Source organism: Kitasatospora arboriphila, assembly GCF_039528095.1.
Classification (GTDB): domain Bacteria; phylum Actinomycetota; class Actinomycetes; order Streptomycetales; family Streptomycetaceae; genus Kitasatospora; species Kitasatospora arboriphila.
Genome location: NZ_BAAALD010000117.1, coordinates 1 through 18996 on the forward strand (window position 1 = coordinate 1; position 18996 = coordinate 18996).

General features: G+C 75.0%; 17 protein-coding genes. 12 read left to right on the forward strand and 5 right to left on the reverse strand.

Annotated features, from left to right (window positions below; translation table 11 throughout):
- Together ABD353_RS35050 and ABD353_RS35055 are read left to right on the forward strand one after the other, a co-directional pair.
- A partial coding sequence (locus ABD353_RS35050) for a hypothetical protein (protein WP_425555317.1) occupies nucleotides 1-881 on the forward strand: 881 nt, incomplete at its 5' end.
- A complete protein-coding gene (locus tag ABD353_RS35055) occupies nucleotides 866-1708 on the forward strand; it encodes a tetratricopeptide repeat protein (RefSeq protein WP_344627756.1) in 843 nt (280 codons plus the stop codon). The genes ABD353_RS35050 and ABD353_RS35055, both read left to right, overlap by 16 nt.
- Nucleotides 1709-1815: 107 nt before the next feature.
- On the opposite strand, the gene ABD353_RS35060 is transcribed toward ABD353_RS35055, so the two are convergent.
- On the reverse strand, nucleotides 1816-3180 hold the full coding sequence (locus tag ABD353_RS35060; protein ID WP_344627757.1) for a DUF1015 family protein: 1365 nt from the start codon (nucleotides 3178-3180) through the stop codon (nucleotides 1816-1818).
- Between the two features lie 240 nt (nucleotides 3181-3420).
- On the opposite strand from ABD353_RS35060, the gene ABD353_RS35065 reads away from it, so the two are divergent.
- Both ABD353_RS35065 and ABD353_RS35070 read left to right on the forward strand, forming a co-directional pair.
- A complete protein-coding gene (locus ABD353_RS35065) occupies nucleotides 3421-3915 on the forward strand; it encodes a tetratricopeptide repeat protein (RefSeq protein WP_344627758.1) in 495 nt (164 codons plus the stop codon).
- 112 nt (nucleotides 3916-4027) lie between these two features.
- Complete coding sequence (locus ABD353_RS35070; protein ID WP_344627759.1) at nucleotides 4028-5098, forward strand: HAD-IIA family hydrolase; 1071 nt, start codon at nucleotides 4028-4030, stop codon at nucleotides 5096-5098.
- A gap of 19 nt (nucleotides 5099-5117) precedes the next feature.
- On the opposite strand, the gene ABD353_RS35075 is transcribed toward ABD353_RS35070, so the two are convergent.
- Nucleotides 5118-5465: an SCP2 sterol-binding domain-containing protein gene (locus ABD353_RS35075; RefSeq protein WP_344627760.1), complete on the reverse strand. Its 348-nt coding sequence runs from the start codon at nucleotides 5463-5465 to the stop codon at nucleotides 5118-5120.
- A 162-nt stretch (nucleotides 5466-5627) separates the two neighbouring features.
- On the opposite strand from ABD353_RS35075, the gene ABD353_RS35080 reads away from it, so the two are divergent.
- The 4 genes from ABD353_RS35080 to ABD353_RS35095 all read left to right on the forward strand — a co-directional run bounded on the left by ABD353_RS35080 (nucleotide 5628) and on the right by ABD353_RS35095 (nucleotide 8470).
- A complete protein-coding gene (locus tag ABD353_RS35080) occupies nucleotides 5628-6458 on the forward strand; it encodes a hypothetical protein (RefSeq protein WP_344627761.1) in 831 nt (276 codons plus the stop codon).
- Nucleotides 6451-6606, forward strand: a complete 156-nt coding sequence (locus ABD353_RS35085) for a hypothetical protein (RefSeq protein WP_344627762.1) — start codon at nucleotides 6451-6453, stop codon at nucleotides 6604-6606. The genes ABD353_RS35080 and ABD353_RS35085 overlap by 8 nt, the downstream gene beginning before the upstream one ends.
- A 58-nt stretch (nucleotides 6607-6664) precedes the next feature.
- On the forward strand, nucleotides 6665-7471 hold the full coding sequence (locus ABD353_RS35090; RefSeq protein ID WP_344627770.1) for a TlyA family RNA methyltransferase: 807 nt from the start codon (nucleotides 6665-6667) through the stop codon (nucleotides 7469-7471).
- A 93-nt stretch (nucleotides 7472-7564) separates the two neighbouring features.
- Nucleotides 7565-8470, forward strand: coding sequence for an NAD kinase (locus ABD353_RS35095; protein WP_030273388.1), 906 nt, complete (start codon nucleotides 7565-7567; stop codon nucleotides 8468-8470).
- An 82-nt stretch (nucleotides 8471-8552) separates the two neighbouring features.
- Here ABD353_RS35095 and yczR read toward each other — a convergent pair whose 3' ends face one another.
- On the reverse strand, nucleotides 8553-10055 hold the full coding sequence (yczR, locus tag ABD353_RS35100; RefSeq protein ID WP_344627763.1) for a MocR-like transcription factor YczR: 1503 nt from the start codon (nucleotides 10053-10055) through the stop codon (nucleotides 8553-8555).
- A gap of 100 nt (nucleotides 10056-10155) precedes the next feature.
- Between yczR and yczE the strand changes: the two genes are divergently transcribed.
- From yczE to ABD353_RS35115, 3 genes are all read left to right on the forward strand, one after another.
- On the forward strand, nucleotides 10156-10878 hold the full coding sequence (gene yczE / locus ABD353_RS35105) for a membrane protein YczE (protein WP_344627764.1): 723 nt from the start codon (nucleotides 10156-10158) through the stop codon (nucleotides 10876-10878).
- Nucleotides 10879-11040: 162 nt separating this feature from the next.
- Nucleotides 11041-12774 (forward strand): DNA repair protein RecN, encoded by a 1734-nt coding sequence (recN, locus tag ABD353_RS35110; protein WP_344627771.1) that lies wholly within the window; start codon nucleotides 11041-11043, stop codon nucleotides 12772-12774.
- A 245-nt stretch (nucleotides 12775-13019) separates the two neighbouring features.
- Nucleotides 13020-14189 (forward strand): glycosyltransferase family 4 protein, encoded by a 1170-nt coding sequence (locus tag ABD353_RS35115; RefSeq protein WP_344627765.1) that lies wholly within the window; start codon nucleotides 13020-13022, stop codon nucleotides 14187-14189.
- A gap of 14 nt (nucleotides 14190-14203) precedes the next feature.
- Here the strand turns inward: ABD353_RS35115 and ABD353_RS35120 are convergent, their stop codons facing one another.
- On the reverse strand, nucleotides 14204-14581 hold the full coding sequence (locus ABD353_RS35120) for a VOC family protein (protein ID WP_344627766.1): 378 nt from the start codon (nucleotides 14579-14581) through the stop codon (nucleotides 14204-14206).
- A gap of 67 nt (nucleotides 14582-14648) precedes the next feature.
- Complete coding sequence (locus ABD353_RS35125; protein ID WP_344627767.1) at nucleotides 14649-16598, reverse strand: glycoside hydrolase family 15 protein; 1950 nt, start codon at nucleotides 16596-16598, stop codon at nucleotides 14649-14651.
- Between the two features lie 647 nt (nucleotides 16599-17245).
- Here ABD353_RS35125 and pyrG point away from each other — a divergent pair.
- On the forward strand, nucleotides 17246-18922 hold the full coding sequence (gene pyrG / locus ABD353_RS35130; protein WP_344627768.1) for a CTP synthase: 1677 nt from the start codon (nucleotides 17246-17248) through the stop codon (nucleotides 18920-18922).
- The last annotated feature ends 74 nt before the right edge of the window (nucleotides 18923-18996 follow it).

Sequence of the window (18996 nt, forward strand, 5' to 3'; positions counted from 1 at the left end):
GCGTCGCGATGACCGTCCCTCGTACGGGGACCGTCCGTCCGGTGGCGGCGGTGGCGGTGGCTACCGTGGCCGTGACGACCGTCCTGCCGGCGGTGGCGCTGGCGGTGGCTACCGCGGGCGCGACGACCGTCCGTCCTACGGTGACCGTCCCCGCCGCGATGACCGTCCCTCGTACGGGGACCGTGAGCGTCGTGACGACCGCCCGCGCGGTGAGTTCCGTCGTGACGACCGTCCGTCCTACGGTGACCGTCCCCGTCGTGACGACCGTCCGTCCTACGGTGACCGTCCGCGTCGCGATGACCGTCCCTCGTACGGGGACCGTCCGTCCGGTGGCGGCGGTGGCTACCGTGGCCGTGACGACCGTCCTGCCGGCGGTGGCGCTGGCGGTGGCTACCGCGGGCGCGACGATCGCCCCTCGTACGGTGACCGTCCCCGCCGCGATGACCGTCCCTCGTACGGGGACCGTGAGCGTCGTGACGACCGCCCGCGCGGTGAGTTCCGTCGTGACGACCGTCCGTCCTACGGTGACCGTCCCCGCCGCGACGACCGCCCCTCCTACGGCGACCGCCCGCGTGGTGAGTTCCGTCGTGACGACCGTCCGTCCTACGGTGACCGTCCGCGTCGTGACGACCGTCCGTCGTACGGTGACCGTCCGTCCGGTGGCGGTGGCTACCGAGGCCGTGACGACCGCGACCGGGGTGGCCGCGGTGGCAGCCGGCCGTACGGTGACCGTGGTGACCGGGGCGGGCGCTTCGAGGGCCGCCGTGACGACCGTCGGGACTACGACGACCGCCGTGGCTCGCAGGAGCCCGTCCAGCGGCTGCCGATCCCGGAGGACGTCACCGGGTTCGAGATCGACGCCGATGTGCGCCAGGACCTGAAGAGCCTGCCGAAGACCCTGGCCGACGACGTCGCGCGCAACCTGGTGATGGTCGCCCGCCTGCTTGACAGCGAGCCGGAGGAGGCCTACAAGTACTCCCGCGTCGCGCTGCGGCTGGCCTCGCGCGTCGCGAGCGTCCGTGAGGCGGCCGGTTTCGCCTCCTACATGACGCAGCGTTACTCGGAGGCGCTGACCGAGTTCCGCGCCGCCCGCCGGATGACCGGCCGTGCCGACCTGTGGCCGGTGATGGCGGACTGCGAGCGCGGTCTGGGCCGCCCGGAGCGCGCGCTGGCGATGGCCGGCGAGCCCGAGGTGAAGCAGCTGGACAAGGCCGGCCAGGTCGAGATGCGCCTGGTCGCCGCGGGTGCCCGTAGTGACATGGAGCAGTTCGACGCCGCCGTGGTGACGCTGCAGAGCCCCGAGCTCGCGTCCAGCTCCGTCCAGCCGTGGACCGCCCGTCTGCGGTACGCCTACGCGGAGGCGCTGATCGCCGCCGGGCGCGGCGAGGAGGCCCGCGACTGGTTCGCGAAGGCCGCCGAGGCCGACACCGACGGCTCCACCAACGCCTCGGAGCGGCTGGCCGAGATCGACGGCCTGGAGTTCGTCGACGCGCTGGCCGAGGACGAGGCGGAGGAGGAGGCCGAGCAGGCCGAGGCCCCCGCCCGCAGGATCGCGCACGACGAGATCGGCGACGACCGCGTCATCTACGAGGACGAGGAAGACGTCGAGGAGTACTACGACGAGGACGACCTCGAGATCGACGAGGACGACGAGGACGGGGCGCCCGAGGCGAAGGACGGCGGCGAGGACGCGCAGCAGCGCGACTGATCCGGCGTCCCCCGGGACCGGAGTGACGGAGGGCCCCACCGCAGCCGCGGTGGGGCCCTCCGTCGTTGTGTGCCGTGCGGCGTGCGCCGCGTGCCGTGCGGTCGGTGTCAGCCGAGGGCGAGCGAGCGCAGGACCAGTCCGGTCGCCGGCTTGGGGCCGAAGGAGGTCGACTTGCGGGGCATGGTGACGCCCTGCTCGGCCAGCCGCCGGACGACCCGCTCCTGGACCGGGTGGAGCAGGACGGCGGTGCCGCCGCTGCGGGCGGCCTCCTGCTCGGCGGCGCGTGCGGTGTGCAGGTAGCCGATGTGGTCGGGGGCGTCCGGGACCTGCCAGGTGTGGTCCAGCAGCGTCTCGTGCAGGACGGTGGCGTCGAGCCGGCGCCACTCCTCGGGCCGGTCGGTGCGGACGGTCGCGGCGATCCGCTCCTCGTCCGGTTCGCCGACCAGCCGGTACACCCCGTCCCCGCCGGTCAGCAGGAAGGCGTTGCCGCCGTGCTCCTTGGCCTCGGCGAGGGCCTGCAGGGCCGTGTCCAGCGGTCCGGGCACCTCCTTGACCTGCCAGTGCGGGGCGAGCGCGGCGACCGCGGCGGAGACCGGCAGACGGTAGAGGACGCGGTGGATCGCCCGCACGTTGAGCGGGTAGCGGGCGGTGTCCACGAGCAGCACCATGCCGCGGTCCCAGGGGCTGCGCGGCAGGTGCCGGTGCTCGCGCTGGAGCCGCAGGTACATCTCCCAGCGGTGGTGGCCGTCGGCGATCAGGGCCCGACAGGTGGCGAGGTCGCGGGTGACCTCGGCGAGGTCGGCGGGGTCGGTGACCGCCCAGAGCCGGTGGTCGGTGCCGTCGCTGGTCGTGGTGGCGAGCAGCGGTTCGCGGCGGGCCGCGCGCTCGATCACACCGGCGGCGCCGCCGTTGCCGCGGTAGGTGAGCAGCAGCGGTTCCAGGTTGGCGCGGGTGGTGCGCATCAGGCCGACCCGGTCGGCGACCGGCCGCGGCATGACGTCCTCGTGCGGCAGCACGACGCCGGCCTCGCGGCCGCTGACGGCGAGGGCACCGATCAGGCCGCGCTGCAGGGTGCCTCCGCCGGCCTCGTGGGTGCGCTGCTCGTAGACGTACAGCGCCGGTGCCGGGTCGGGGGCGAGCACGCCCTGCTGCTGCCACTCGGAGAGCAGCCGGGCGGCGTGCCGGTAGCGGGTGTCGCGGTCCGGGCGGTCCCCGGCGTCCTCCGGTTCGGGGCGAGGGAGGATCAGCCGGACCACGTTGTGCGGGTCCGCGGTCTCCAGGTCCTGCCGGCGGCCGGGGTCGACCACGTCGTACGGCGGCGACGTGACCGCGGCGAGGGTACCGACCCGGTCGGGGACGTACCGCAGGCCGCGGAAGGGGGACAGGGACAGCCCTGCGGTCGCGACGTGTCCGGGGTCGCCGGGGCCGCCCGCCGGAGCCGCAGCTCCGCTGTCCGCACTGGGTGCACTCATCGAATCTCCTCGCGTGGAAACCCCTGCCTCCGATCGGGGGGCCGGTGTTCACGTACAGGATCGCAGCAGGAGCGGCGGCGTCCCTCCGTATCGGTATCAGTGCACGGGCCGCGGGGCACGCGGGGGACGTGATCACGGGTGCGGAACGGGGCATGTTCACCGGGTGGGGAGTGTTGCCAGATCGGTGGAGAGGCCAGGCACCGGTGACGGGGCGGGCCGGGACCGGGAGCGAGGGACGGCATGGGCGGAGGCTCGGAGCGGGTGGGCGGCAGCGAGGGCACGGGTGCGCCGGAGGGCGACGTGTACGACTGGTTCCGGCGCGGGGTGCAACTGCTGGACCAGCGGCACCCGGCGGCGGCCGTGCAGTTGCTGGCGCGCGCGGCGGAGGCGGAGCCCGACTCCCGGTCGATCCGGGAGGCACTGGCCCGCGCCCAGTTCGACACCGGCTCGTACGCGGCGGCGCTGGAGAGCTTCCGGGCCGTTGCGCTGGCCGATCCGTCCGACGACTACGCTCAGTTCGGGTGGGGCGTGGCGGCGGCCCGGCTGGGCGACTTCGAGTCGTCCGCCGAGCACCTGGCGCTGGCGGTGGCCATGCGGCCGGAGAACGCCCACTACCGGGCTGCGCTGAGGCAGACCCGGGCGACGCTCGCCGCGCGGGCCGGGGCCTTCGGGCCGCTGCTGCCGGGGGCGCCGGGCCGTCTGGCGCCGCCGGAGGAGCCCGACGGCGCGGAGTGAGAAGCGGCAACGGCGCCGCGGCCCGAGCGACGACGCACGACGCACGGCATCCCATGTACGACGCACGACGACGCACGACGATGCACGACGACGGAACGAGGACGAGCAGCCGATGACGGACACCGCGACCAGCCGGGCCACTGCAGCGACGACCACGGGGGAGAGCCGGGGGCGGACCGCTCCGGAGGGGTCCGCGCGGCCGCTCACCGAGGCGTACGACACCGCGCTGCTGGACCTGGACGGCGTCGTCTACGCGGGGCCGCACGCGATCGAGCACGCCGTGGAGTCGCTGGCGCAGGCCCGGGACGCCGGGATGCGGCTGGCCTACGTCACCAACAACGCCTCGCGGCCGCCGCGGGTGGTCGCCGAGCACCTCACCGAGCTCGGTGTGCCGGCCGAGGCCGCGGACGTGATCAACTCGGCGCAGGCGGCGGCCCGGCTGGTCGCGGCGAAGGTGCCGGTCGGCTCGAAGGTGCTGGTGTGCGGCGGCGCCGGACTGGTCGAGGCGCTGGCCGAGCACGGCCTGGTCGCCGTCCGGTCGATGGACGAGCAGCCGGTCGCGGTGGTGCAGGGCTTCGACCCGTCGCTGGGCTGGAAGGACCTCGCGGAGGCTTCGTACGCGGTCGCCGCGGGGCTGCCGTGGATCGCCTCCAACACCGACCTCACGGTGCCGACCGGGCGCGGCATCGCGCCGGGGAACGGGATGCTGGTCGCGGCCGTCCGGGCGGCGACCGGCGAGGAGCCGGAGGTGGCGGGCAAGCCGCTGCCGCCGATGCACCGCGAGACGGTGATCCGCACGGGTGCGAAGCGGCCGCTGGTGGTCGGCGACCGGCTGGACACCGACATCGAGGGCGCCTTCAACGGCGGCGTCGACAGCCTGCTGGTGTTCACCGGCATCGCCACGCCCGCCCAGCTGCTCGCCGCACCGGCCGAGCACCGGCCGACGTACCTGGCCGCCGATCTGCGCGGTCTGCTGGTCCCCCAGCCGGAGGTCTCCGCGGCCGACGGCGGGTACGCCTGCGGCGGCTGGACGGCGCGGGCGGCGGACGGCGTACTGGTGCTCGGCGGCTCCGGCGACCGCTGGGACGGCCTGCGGGCGCTCTGCGCGGCGGCCTGGACGGCGCTGGACGCGGACGGCGCCCCCGCCGACGGACGGAAGGCGCTGGCCGAGCTCGGCTTCTGAGCCGTGGCCGCCCCGGTGGTCAGAGCAGGGTGCGCAGCCGCAGCAGGTCGCGGAAGCCGGCCTCCAGGCGGACGCGGCCGGCGGCCCAGGCGGAGGCGAAGTTGAGCCGGCCGCCGACGAGGGCGACCAGGTCGTCGCCGGACATCGCGAGCCGGATGTCGGCCTTGGCGGCGGGCTTGCCAGGGGCCTCGGTCACGTCCGCGATCCGCCCGTCGCGCAGGCGGCCGGAGAAGGTCAGGTTGAGGTCGGTGATGTGGCAGGTCAGCGAGCGGTCCATGGCGGCCGCCTTGCGGACGTCGCCCTCGGAGCCGGCCAGGTTGCGGCTGAGCTGTTCCAGTGCCGCGCGGCACTCCTCGATGGTGGCCATCGCCGTCCTGCTCCCGTCGACCGCGGTCGGAGGGCCGGGCGGCCGTCCGATCGCCCCCACGCTAACCCAGCGGGGGAACCCGGCCGGTCGTGCGGTGCAGCGGTGCGGGGGCGGTACGGGGTAGCGTCGGAGCGGACCCGGGCAAGCGGAGGAGGCGTTCGGATGCTGCGTGATGCGGTGCGGGGCGTGGTGGTGGTCGCGACGGGGATCGCGGAGGAGGCGGGCCGCCGGGTGGTGGGGGCGGCGTCCGACCTGCTGGAGCGCAGCGGCGTGGACGTCGCCGCGGTGGAGAAGCGGGTGACCGAGCAGATGCCGTCCTCGGTGCGGTCGCTGCAGATATTGGCGACCGAGGCGGTGACGGTCGGCCGGGCCGGTGTCGACCTCGCCGTCGGGGTGGCCCGCGGCGAGGTGGAGCGGGTGTTCGAGCGGGTCGGCGACCAGATGGTGAAGGTCGGCGTCGTGCTGAGCTACCTGGAGGGCAAGCTCCGCGCGGTCGACGAGGACGAGGACGAGGACGTGGCACCGGCGCCGCGTACGGCCGGGAAGCCCTCGAACCGGGCGGACGGCCTGTTCGACGCCGGCTGGGACGACGGCGAGCCCGAGCCGGCGGTCGCCGAACCGCGGCCGGAGCCCGTTCGCTCCGACGGTGCGGTGCCGGCCGAGGCCGCGCCGGAGCGGGACGGGAACGCCGCGGAGACCGGGAACGCCGCGGAGACCGGGAACGCTGCCGCGAACGGGGAGCCCGCCGCGAAGAAGGCGCCCGCGAAGCGCACGCCGGCGAAGAAGTCCTCCGCCCGGCCGGCCGCCGCGAAGAAGACCGCGGCCGACAAGACCGCCGCGAAGAAGACGACCACGAAGAAGACGACCACCCGCAAGGCGACGGCGAAGCGCACGACCGCGCAGCCGGCCGCCGTGAAGAAGGCGGCGGTGAAGAAGACGGTCGTCAAGAAGACGGTGACCCGCCGGGCCCCGAAGGAGGACGGCGGTGCCTGAGTCCGCCCGCACCGGTCACCCGGCCGTGGACGAATCGCTGGACCGGCTGGAGGCGTTGGACGGGGCGGAGACCGAGGCGCACCCCGCGGTGTACGAAGATGTTCACCAGCGGTTGACCGACATCCTGGCCGCCCTCGACGACGAGTGACCGCCCGCCCCGGCCGTGCCGGCCGGAGGGGCACGTAGGAGATGGAACAGCAGTGGCAGTGGCACGACGCCGACTCGACGCGGAGCTGGTGCGCCGCAAGCTGGCCCGTTCGCGGGAGCACGCGAGCGAACTGATCGCGGCGGGCCGGGTGACGGTCGGCGGGACGACGGCGACCAAGCCGGCGACCCAGGTGGAGACCTCGGCGGCGGTCGTGGTGGCGAAGGACGACAGCGACCCGGACTACGTGTCGCGCGGCGGCCACAAGCTGGCGGGGGCGTTCGCCGCGTTCGTGCCGCAGGGCCTGGTGGTCGAGGGGCGGCGGGCGCTGGACGCCGGTGCGTCGACCGGCGGCTTCACCGACGTGTTGCTGCGGGCCGGGGCGGCGCACGTGCTGGCGGTCGACGTCGGCTACGGGCAGCTGGCCTGGTCGCTGCAGAGCGACGAGCGGGTGACCGTGATGGACCGCACCAACGTGCGGGAGCTGACCGTGGAGGGGATCGGCGGGACGCCGGTCGACCTGGTGGTGGGCGACCTGTCGTTCATCTCCCTCGGTCTGGTGCTGCCGGCGCTGGCGGGCTGCAGCGCGCCGGATGCAGACCTGGTGCTGATGGTCAAGCCACAGTTCGAGATCGGCAAGGAAAGGCTCGGCAGCGGCGGTGTCGTGCGCAGCCCGGAACTCCGGGCCGAGACGATCCGTCAGGTAGCAGGAGAGGCCTGGCAGCTCGGCCTGGGAGTGCGGGCGGTCACGGCCAGCCCGCTGCCCGGGCCGTCCGGCAACGTCGAGTACTTCCTGTGGTTGCGTCGGGACGCGCCGCAGCTGGACCCGGCCGAGGCGGACCGGGCCGTCGCGGAGGGCCCCCGGTAGGGTGCTCGACGGACGTCCTGCCCCCGCCGCAGCGCGGTGGAGGCCGTGCGGGTCGACGACGATCCTGCAGACGTTAGGGAGAGGGCAGCGGGCATGAGCGATGAACGTACGGTCTTCCTGATCGCGCACACCGGCCGCGAGGCGGCGCTGCGCAGCGTGGAAGGGCTGGTGCACGGCCTGCTGAAGGCGGGGATCAGAATCCGGCTGCTGGCGTCCGAGGCGGTCGGTCTCGACCTGCCGGAGGGGGTCGAGCGGGTGCCGGGCGGGCACGGGGCGGCGGACGGCTGCGAGCTGATCCTCGTCGCGGGCGGCGACGGCACGCTGCTGCGGGGGGCGGAGCTCGCCCGCGAGTCGGGGCTGCCGATGCTCGGGATCAACCTGGGGCGGGTGGGCTTCCTCGCGGAGGCCGAGCGGGACGACCTCGCGGTCGTGGTCGAGCGGGTGGTCGACGCCGACTACGAGGTCGAGGAGCGGATGACGATCGACGTCCTGGTGCGCACCAACGGTGACGTGATCCACGAGGACTGGGCGCTGAACGAGGCGTCGATCGAGAAGGCGGCCCGGGAGCGGATGCTGGAGGTGGTCACCGAGGTCGACGGCCGGCCGGTGTCCAACTTCGGCTGCGACGGGGTGGTCTGTGCGACGCCGACCGGGTCGACGGCCTACGCGTTCTCGGGCGGCGGGCCGGTGGTCTGGCCGGAGGTGGAGGCGCTGCTGATGGTGCCGATCAGCGCGCACGCGCTGTTCGCCCGGCCGCTGGTGACCTCGCCTGAGTCGGTGCTGGCGGTGGAGGTGCAGCAGAAGACCCCGCACGGGGTGCTCTGGCTGGACGGCCGCCGCTCGGTCGAACTCCCGGCCGGGGCGCGGGTGGAGGTGCGCCGCGGCAAGACGCCGGTGCGGCTGGCCCGGCTGCACCGGGCGCCGTTCACCGACCGGCTGGTGGCGAAGTTCGCGCTGCCGGTGACGGGTTGGCGCGGCCGGGCGGGCAACCACCACTGACCGTCCGTAGGGCCCGCAGGCGATCCCCCTCGGCCGACCGGTCGGTGACGACCGGTCGGCCGGAAGGCCGGGTGACGTCAGGTCAGACCGCGAGCGGCTGGGGATCGCCGCCGGCCGGGGCGCGGCCGCCGCCGCGGGCGGCCCGGGCGGGGGCCTCGGCCAGCCGTTCCACCGCTGCCGGTACGGCGGCGGGCGGCACGGTCAGGGGGATCCGCAGGTAGTCCTCGAACGCGCCGTCCACCCCGAACCGGGCGCCGGCCGCGAGCCGGACGCCGATCCGCTCGCCCGCCCGGGCGAGCGCCGTCCCCGAGGTGCCGGCGGTGGCCAGCCAGAGCGCGAGGCCGCCCGGCGGCAGGGTGAACTCCCAGCCGGGGAGCCGCAGCCGCAGCTCCGCGGCGAGGGCGTCGGCGCTCGCCCGCAGCCGCTGCAGCTGGTGCGCCCGGACTTCGTCGAGCTGTTCGGCGATCATCTCGGCGGCGATCAGCTGGTCGAGGACGGGCGTGCCGACGTCGCCGAACACCCGGTCCGCGGCCAACTGCCGTACCAGGGCCGGCGCGGCGCGCAGCCAGCCGATCCGCAGCCCGCCCCAGAGCAGCTTGCTGGCCGAGCCGACGGTGATCACCTGGGCGGTGCGGTCGAGGGCGGCGGTGGGCCGGGGCAGGGCGCCGTCGTCGACGCCCCAGCCGAGTTCGGCGGTGGTCTCGTCGACGAGCAGCACGGTGCCGACCGCGCGGGCGGCGGACAGCAGGGCGCGGCGCTGCTCCTCGGGGACGAGCGCGCCGGTCGGGTTGTGGAAGTCCGGGACGACGTACGCCACCCGCGGCGCGGAGTCGCGCAGGGCGCGGCGCCAGGCGGCGAGGTCCCACTGCGGCTGCGGGCCGGTCGGTCGGGCCAGCGGGACGGGGACGAGGCGGGCACCGGCCCGGCGCAGCAGCTGCAGGCTGTGGGCGTAGCTGGGCGCCTCGACGGCGACCCGGTCGCCGCGGCCGAGCAGGGCCCGCCGGGCGAGCTGCAGGGCGCCCATGGCGCCGGTGGTGACCAGGATCTGGTCGGGGGAGGTGGGCAGTCCGCGGGCGGTGAAGCGGCGGGCGATCGCCTCGCGGAGCACCGGCACGCCGGTCGGGTAGTGGCCGTGCCCGGCGGCGTACGCGGGCAGCTGCTCCAGGGCGCGGGCGGCGGCCCGGCCGAGGTGCGGCTGCGGGGCGGGCAGGGCGGCGACGCCCAGGTCGATGACGGTGTCGCGCTGGTCCGGCGGGACGGGCTGCAGGGCGTCGGCGGGCGGCCGGGTGCCCTCCGGCAGGACCGTCCAGCTGCCGGCGCCGCGGCGGCTGCGCAGGTAGCCGTCGGTGCGCAGGGCCTCGTAGGCGGTGGCGACGGTGGTGCGGCTGAGCGCCAGTTCGGCGGCGAGTTCGCGTTCGGCGGGCAGCCGGGTGCCGACCGGGAGGCGGCCGTCGGCGAGCAGCGTCCGGACCTGTCCGGCGAGCGTGCGGTACGCGGAGCGGCGGCCGTCGCCGTCGGGTGCGCGGGCCGTCCGCAATAGCCGGGCGAAGGCGGGCGGGGTGATGGTGGTGTGCCACTCGGACATCGGAATTTTCCAGTCCACCTGATTCGAATTGGACCTGGATGGGCGTCGTGCGGACCGCCCATGATGGCGCCAGTCCGCGCATCACCGCAAGGGAGACCCGATGGCCGCCGCGCCCTCCGCCGAGACCGTTCCACCGACCGCCGGGACCGTCCCCGACACAGCCGCCCCGCCAGCCCCAGCCGCCCCCGACGCCCCCGTGCCCGCCGCCGGCGACGTGCCGCGCCCGCCGTCCCGGCTGGGCCGGCGGGTGCCCCAGCTCGCGGCCGGGCTGGTGCTGTACGGGGTGAGCATGGGCCTGATGCTGCGCGCCTCGCTGGGCGGCAACCCGTGGGACGTCCTCCACCAGGGACTGGCCCGGCACTTCGGGCTGAGCGTGGGCACCTGGGTGACGCTGGTCGGCGCCTGCGTCCTGCTGCTGTGGGTGCCGCTGCGGCAGCGGCCCGGGGTCGGCACGGTCGGCAACGTGCTGGTGCTGGGCGCGGCCATGGACGCCACCCTGCGGCTGGTCGAGGGGCCGCACGCGCTGCCCGCCCGGATCGCGCTGCTGGCCGCCGGCATCGTCCTGAACGGCCTCGCCACCGGCCTCTACATCGGCGCCCGGCTCGGCCCCGGCCCGCGGGACGGCCTGATGACCGGCCTGCACCGGCGCACCGGCCGCTCGCTGCGGCTGATCCGCACCGGCATCGAACTGACCGTGCTCACCGCCGGCATCCTGCTCGGCGGCACCTTCGGCGTCGGGACGATCGCCTACGCGCTGGCCATCGGACCGCTCGCCCAGTTCTTCCTGCGCTGGTGCACCGTGCCCGGAGGGTCCGCGGCCTGAGCGGCCGACCGGCCGGTCGGGCTCCGGCCGGGGACGGCCGGTGCCGGGTGTCCGGAGGAACGGGGGGAACCGGCCCGGAAGGGATGAACTTGGTGCTGCGGGGGCCGGGCTCGTCGCGCATCGACGGTGGTACCTCGTAAGGTCGTCTCCGTGTTGGACGAGATGCGGATACGGGATCTTGGCGTGATCGACGACGCCGTGGTCGAACTGGCACCGGGATTCACGGCCGTGACGGGCGAGACCGGTGCGGGCAAGACCATGGTGGTGACCAGCCTCGGCCTGCTGCTCGGCGGCCGGGCCGACCCGGCCCTGGTGCGCAACGGTTCGGACCGCGCGGTGGTCGAGGGCCGGCTCAGCCTGCCCGAGGGCTCCCCGGTGGTGGCCCGCGCCCTGGAGGCCGGGGCCGAGCTGGACGACGGCGAACTGCTCATCAGCCGTACGGTCTCCGCCGAGGGCCGCTCGCGCGCCCACGTCGGCGGCCGGGCCGTCCCGGTGGGCCTGCTGGCCGAGCTCGGCGAGGACCTCGTCGCGGTGCACGGCCAGACCGACCAGCAGCGGCTGCTGCGCCCCTCCCGGCAGCGCGGCGCGCTCGACCGGTACGCGGGCGAGGCCGTCGCCGGTCCGCTGGCCCGCTACCGCGAGGTGTACCGGCGGCTGCGCGAGGTGTCGGCCACGCTGGAGGAGCTGACCACCCGGGCGCGCGAGCGCGCCCAGGAGGCGGACCTGCTGCGCTTCGGCCTGGAGGAGGTCGCCGCCGCCGAGCCGGTGGCCGGCGAGGACGTGGAGCTCGCCGCCGAGGCGGAGCGGCTCGGCCACGCCGACGCGCTCTCCTCCTCCGCGACGCTGGCGCACGCCGCCCTGGCCGGCGACCCGGCCGACCCGGACGCGGTCGACGCGGGCACCCTGGTCGCGCAGGCCCGCCGCGCACTGGACGCCGTCCGCCACCACGACGAGCGGCTCGCCGCCCTCGCCGACCGGCTGAACGAGGTCGGCTACCTGCTGGCCGACGTCGCCGGCGACCTCGCGGGCTACGCCGACGACCTGGACGCCGACCCGGTGCGGCTCGCCGCGGTGGAGGACCGCCGGGCCGTCCTCGGCCAGCTGCTGCGCAAGTACGCCGGTGCCGAGGGCACCCTCGCCGAGGTGCTGGAGTGGGCCGAGGCCGGCTCGCTGCGGCTCGCCGAACTCGACGGCGACGACGAGCGGATCGACGAGCTCGGCGCCCAGGAGACCGAGCTGCGGGCCGAGTTGGCGGAGCTGGCGGCCGAGGTGTCGGCCGCCCGGTACGCCGCGGCCGACCGGTTCGCGGCCGCCGTCTCCGCCGAACTCGCCGAACTCGCCATGCCGCACGCCCGGGTGACCTTCGCGATCACCCAGGTCGACGACCCGTCCGGCCTGGAGGTCGGCGAGCGCACCGTCGCCTACGGCTCGCACGGCGTGGACGAGGTCGAGGTGCTGCTCGCCCCGCACCCGGGTGCGCAGCCGCGGCCGATCGCCAAGGGCGCCTCGGGCGGTGAGCTGTCCCGGGTGATGCTCGCCGTCGAGGTGGTCTTCGCCGGCGCCGACCCGGTGCCGACCTACCTGTTCGACGAGGTCGACGCGGGCGTCGGCGGCAAGGCGGCGGTGGAGATCGGCCGCCGGCTGGCGAAGCTCGCCGAGTCCGCGCAGGTCGTCGTGGTGACCCACCTGCCGCAGGTCGCCGCGTTCGCCGACCGGCACCTGGTGGTGGAGAAGACCAACGACGGCACCGTCACCCGAAGCGGCGTCAAGGCGCTGACCGACGAGGAGCGGGTCCGCGAGCTCTCCCGGATGCTCGCCGGCCTGGAGGACTCCGAACTCGGCCGTGCGCACGCCGAGGAGCTGCTCGCCGCGGCCCGCGCGCCGCGCGGCCGCTGACGGCCGGGCCGCTCCTCCGGCCGGGGGAGCGGCCCCGACGCGCCCGCACACGGCGCCGACTGTCCAAGACCCGGCCCGACCTGGCATGGTGGCGGCTGGACAATGGCTTTCCAGTCCCGAGGACCGTCCGCGGGAACCCGCCTTCCCCGCCCACCGGCGGGCGCAGGCAGCCGTCGGCCGACCCGGGCCGGGGCAGGGGGTCCGGCGACGGTGCTCGTCACCTGAACGAGTCGGAGCGAGACGACGTGGACCATTCCGCCGCCAAGGGCGCCGCAGCGGCCCATGAAGAGCCCGGCCAACTGCGGGCGGTGCTCGTCCTGTCGGCCGGTACCGGGGGCATCGGCGCCCATGTGCGTTCGCTCGCCCAGGGGTTGGTCGCGCACGGGGTGACCGTGACGGTCTGCGCGCCGGAGAGCGCGGACACCCGGTTCGGCTTCTCCCGCACCGGCGCGCGGTTCCACCCGGTGGACATCACGCCGACCGCGGGCGCCCGCAGCGACGCCGCCGCGATCGGCGAGCTGCGCCGCGCGTTCACCGGCGCGGACGTCGTCCACGCGCACGGCCTGCGGGCCGGACTGCTCTCCGACCTCGCGCTGCGGACGGCCGGCCGCTTCCCGGGCCTGCGCCCGGAGACCCCGCTGGTGGTCACCTCGCACCACGCGATGCTGGCGACCGGCCTGGACCGCCGGCTGCAGCGGCTGATGGAGCGGCGGGTGGCGCGCGCCGCCGACCTGGTGCTCGGTGCCTCCTCCGACCTGGTCGCCCGGGCCCGTGAGCTCGGTGCCACCGACGCCCGGCTCGGCCCGATCGCGGCCCCGCCGCTGCCGCCCGCGACGCTCGACCGGGAGGCCGCCCGGGCCGCGCTGTTCGACGGCAAGGACGAGCCCGCCCGGCCGCTGCTGCTCGCCATCGGCCGGCTGGTGCCGCAGAAGTCCTTCGGCCTGCTGCTGGACGCTGCCGGCCGGCTCGGCGACCTGGACCCGCTGGTGGTGATCGCAGGCGACGGCCCGGACGGCCAGGCGCTGCGCGAGCGGGTCGCCGCCGAGGGCCTCCCGGTGCGGATGCCCGGCCACCGCACCGACGTGCCCGACCTGCTGGCCGCCGCCGACGCGGTGGTCGTCCCCAGCCGTTGGGAGGCCCGCTCGCTGGTCGTCCAGGAGGCGATGCGGGCGGGCGTGCCGGTGGTGTCCACCGCGGTCGGCGGGGTGCCCGAGCTGGTGGGCGACGCCGCGGTGCTGGTCCCGTACGGTGACGCCGCGGCGCTGGCCGGGGCCGTCCGGGCGCTGATCGGCGACCCGCAGCGGCGGGCCGACCTCGCCGAGGCCGGCCGTCAGCAGCAGCTCACCTGGCCGGACGAGTCCGACACGGTCGCCCAGGTGCTCTCCACCTACGACGAACTGGTGCAGCGCGGCTGACGGCCGGGCGGCCGTCAGCCGGCGTCGCGCTCGGCGGCGCTGCGCTCGACGCAGAACTCGTTGCCCTCGGGGTCGGCGAGGGTGACCCAGCCGGTGCCGTCCGGCCGGCGGTGGTCGCCGACCAGGGCGGCGCCGAGGCCGACCAGCCGCTCGACCTCCTCGTCCCGGGTGCGGTCCTGCGGCTGCAGGTCGAGGTGGACGCGGTTCTTCACGCTCTTGCGGTCCGGCACGGTGACGAACAGCAGCGTGCCGGCCTTGCTCTCGACCAGCGCCTCGGGGTCGCCGGGGTGGTCGTCCTCGTGCAGCGAGGCGTCCAGCGCGGCGGCCCAGAAGGTGCCGAGTTCGTAGGCGTTGGCGCAGTCGATGGTGATGTGTCGTACGAGAGATGCCATGGGCGCCAGTCTGCGGCGCCGGTCACGGCCCGTCCACCAATTTGTCGACAGCGCGTCAGGCGGCGCCTCAGTGCTGCTGACCGGCGCCATAGGCGCCGCCGCAGGCGGTGAGCCGCAGGGCGGTGTCGATCAGCGGAACGTGGCTGAACGCCTGCGGGAAGTTCCCGACCTGGCGTTTGGCCCGCGGGTCCCACTCCTCGGCGAGCAGGCCGACGTCGTTGCGCAGCGCCAGCAGCCGGTCGAAGAGCTCACGGGCCTCGGAGACCCGGCCGATCATGGCCAGGTCGTCGGCGAGCCAGAACGAGCAGGCCAGGAACGCGCCCTCGTGGCCGGACAGCCCGTCGACGTTGGCGCCGTGCGCGTCGTGGGTGGGGTAGCGCAGCACGAAGCCGTCCTCGGTGGACAGTTCGCGCTGGATCGCCTCGATGGTGCCGATGACGCGCTTGTCGTCCGGCGGCAGGAAGCCGACCTGCGGGATGAGCAGCAGCGAGGCGTCGAGTTCCTGCCCGCCGTAGTACTGGGTGAAGGTGTTGCGCTGCTCGTCGTAGCCCTTCTCGCAGACGTTCGCGTGGATCTCCTCGCGCAGCGCCTTCCAGCGCTCCAGCGGGCCCTCGGTGCCGGTGTCCTCCAGCAGGCGGATCGTCCGGTCGACGGCGACCCAGGCCATCACCTTGGAGTGCACGAAGTGCCGGCGCGGGCCGCGGACCTCCCAGATGCCCTCGTCGGGCTCGCGCCAGTGCTTCTCCAGGTAGCTGATCAGCTTCAGCTGCAGCTGGTGGGCGTGGTCGTTGCGGACGAGTCCGGTCATGTGGGCGAGGTGCAGCGCCTCGACGACCTCGCCGTAGACGTCGAGCTGCAGCTGCCCGGCGGCGCCGTTGCCGACCCGGACGGGCAGCGAGCCCTCGTACCCGGGCAGCCAGTCCAGGGTGGACTCGGTGAGCTCGCGCTCGCCGGCGATGCCGTACATGATCTGCAGGTTCTCCGGGTCGCCGGCGACGGCGCGCAGCAGCCACTCGCGCCAGGCGCGGGCCTCCTCGCGGTAGCCGGTGCGCATCAGCGAGGAGAGGGTGATGGCGGCGTCGCGCAGCCAGGTGTAGCGGTAGTCCCAGTTGCGCTCGCCGCCGATGTCCTCGGGCAGCGAGGTGGTGGGCGCGGCGACGATGCCGCCGGTGGGGGCGTAGGTGAGCGCCTTGAGGGTGATCAGGGAGCGGATCACGGCCTCCCGGTAGGGGCCCTGGTGGGTGCAGTGGCCGACCCACTCCGCCCAGAACCGCTCGGTGGCCTCCAGCGCGGCCTCCGCGTCGGCCGGGGCCGGCGCCGGCAGGTGGGAGGCCTGCCAGGTGAGGGCGAAGGCGATCCGCTCGCCCGCGTCGACGGTGAAGTCGGCGTAGGTGGTCAGGTCGCGCCCGTACGTCTCGGCCTCGCCGTCCAGCCAGACCGAGTCGGGGCCGGCCACGGCCACCGTGCGGTGCCCGCCGTCCGGCTGCTCCACCCGGTGCACCCAGGGCACGACCTTGCCGTAGCTGAAGCGCATCCGGACGGCCGAGCGCATCCGGACCCGGCCGGTGAGGCCCTCGACGATCCGGATCATCTGGGGCACGTCGGGGGTGCCGAGCAGGTGGCGGGGCGGCATGAAGTCGATCACCCGGACGGTGCCGCCCTGGGTGTCCCACTCCTGCTCCAGGACGAGCGAGTCGCCGCGGTAGGTGCGGCGGTCGGCGGGCAGCGCCGGGGCGGAGGCGGTGGCCGGCGGGAGGCGCAGGTCGCCGGTGTCGGAGACGGAGTGGTCCGCGTGGAAGGTGTGGTCGCGGTGCTCCTCGGGCGCGGGCGCGTCGCCCACGGCCTCGGCGGGGCCGATCCGCCAGAAGCCGTGCTCGTCGGTGCCCAGCAGGCCGGCGAAGACGGCCGGCGAGTCGAAGCGGGGCAGGCACAGCCAGTCCACCGCCCCGTCCCTGCTGACCAGGGCGGCGGTCTGCATGTCCCCGATGAGTGCGTAGTCCTCGATACGGCCGGCCACGTGGGTCTCCCAGTTCGCGATGTGGCTGCGCCGACGGCGGGCACGGGCGGGCCGGGGCCGCCCGCCGGTGGTCCGGGGCACTCGCGAGGTCCGTTGGGGTGGCGGGAGGGCTCGTGGGTGCCCGGCGGGGCCGGGTGGGCCCCTGGCTCTGACCGGGCGCGGGGCGGGACGGGGGGCTTCCGGATCGCGCACCGGGGACCGAACGGAGTCGGCCGACCCCCTCGCCCTCCGCGTGCTCTGGTGTCGGCGATGCGTCCGAGAAGAATACGTCCGCCGTACGCCCGGGGGCACGCGCAGGGGCGGTCCCCCGCCGGACTCGCACCGGATTGACCAGCCCGGCTGGTCCCCTCGGGTGATCGCCGGTGATCCGTCCGAGCCATCCGGAGCTGATCCTTCCACCGCGGGCGCGGAGCCTGCGGAGGGCCCGCGGAGGGCGCGCCGCGCCGGGCCGGACCGCGTCCCGTCCGGTGCGCTGATACCCTGGTATCCCGTGGACTGGTGGGCAGCACACAGCTGAGGGCCACCCCCGATCCGCCGATTCGACGACCCCGCCGGTGCTCCGGCGTGCAGATGCGTCGACGCGCGGACGAGCGGAGGTCCGGCCACCGGGAGTCACCCTCGACACCGCGACCCACGGGAGCCCCCTCTTGGCACAGCCCCATTCCGGTAAGTCGGCCGCCGGCCGCGCCGTGACGACCAAGCACCTCTTCGTCACCGGGGGTGTCGCCTCCTCGCTCGGCAAGGGCCTCACCGCCTCCAGCCTGGGCGCGCTGCTCAAGGCGCGCGGCCTGCGCGTGACGATGCAGAAGCTCGACCCGTACCTCAACGTGGACCCGGGCACGATGAACCCGTTCCAGCACGGCGAGGTCTTCGTCACCGACGACGGCGCCGAGACCGACCTCGACATCGGCCACTACGAGCGGTTCCTCGACACCAACCTGCACGGCTCGGCGAACGTCACCACCGGCCAGGTGTACTCGACCGTCATCGCCAAGGAGCGCCGCGGCGAGTACCTGGGCGACACCGTCCAGGTCATCCCGCACATCACCAACGAGATCAAGTCCCGGATCCGCCGGATGGCGACCGAGGACGTCGACGTCGTCATCACCGAGGTCGGCGGCACCGTCGGCGACATCGAGTCGCTGCCGTTCCTGGAGGCCGTCCGCCAGGTCCGCCACGAGGTCGGCCGGGACAACGTCTTCTTCGTGCACGTCTCGCTGCTGCCGTACATCGGCCCCTCCGGCGAGCTCAAGACCAAGCCCACCCAGCACTCCGTCGCCGCGCTGCGCAACATCGGCATCCAGCCCGACGCCATCGTGCTGCGTGCCGACCGCGAGGTCCCGCAGGCCATCAAGCGCAAGATCTCGCTGATGTGCGACGTGGACGAGGAGGCCGTGGTCGCGGCCATCGACGCCAAGTCGATCTACGACATCCCGAAGGTGCTGCACGGCGAGGGCCTGGACGCCTACGTGGTGCGCCGCCTCGACCTGCCGTTCCGCGACGTCGACTGGACCACCTGGGACGACCTGCTGCGCCGCGTCCACGAGCCGCAGCACATCGTCAAGGTCGCCCTGGTCGGCAAGTACATCGACCTGCCCGACGCCTACCTGTCGGTGACCGAGGCGCTGCGCGCCGGCGGCTTCGCCAACAACGCCCGCGTCGAGATCAAGTGGGTCACCTCGGACGACTGCCTGACGCCGGAGGGCGCGCAGGAGCACCTGGGCGACGTGGACGCGATCTGCATCCCCGGCGGCTTCGGCGACCGCGGCGTGGACGGCAAGGTCGCCGCGATCACCTACGGCCGCGAGAACGGGATCCCGCTGCTGGGCCTGTGCCTGGGCCTGCAGTGCGTCGTGATCGAGGCCGCCCGGAACCTGGCCGGCCTGCCCGAGGCGAACTCCACCGAGTTCGACGCGGCCGCCAAGTACCCCGTCATCTCGACCATGGCCGAGCAGCTCGCCATCGTCGACGGCAAGGGCGACCTGGGCGGCACCATGCGCCTGGGCCTCTACCCGGCCAAGCTCGCCGAGGGCTCGATCGTCCGCGAGGTCTACGGCGGCGAGCAGTACGTCGAGGAGCGCCACCGCCACCGCTACGAGGTCAACAACGCCTTCCGCGCCGACCTCGAGAAGACCGGCCTGCAGTTCTCCGGCCTCTCTCCCAAGGGCGACCTGGTCGAGTACGTCGAGTACCCGCGCGAGGTCCACCCCTACCTGGTCGCCACCCAGGCGCACCCGGAGCTGAAGTCCCGCCCGACCCGCCCGCACCCGCTGTTCGCGGGCCTGGTCGCCGCGGCCATCAAGATCAAGACCGGGGCCCAGTAGGCCCGGGACGCCGCTGCGTCCTCCCGATGACCGGACGGCGGTCGTGCGGATTCCCCCGCACGGCCGCCGTCCGG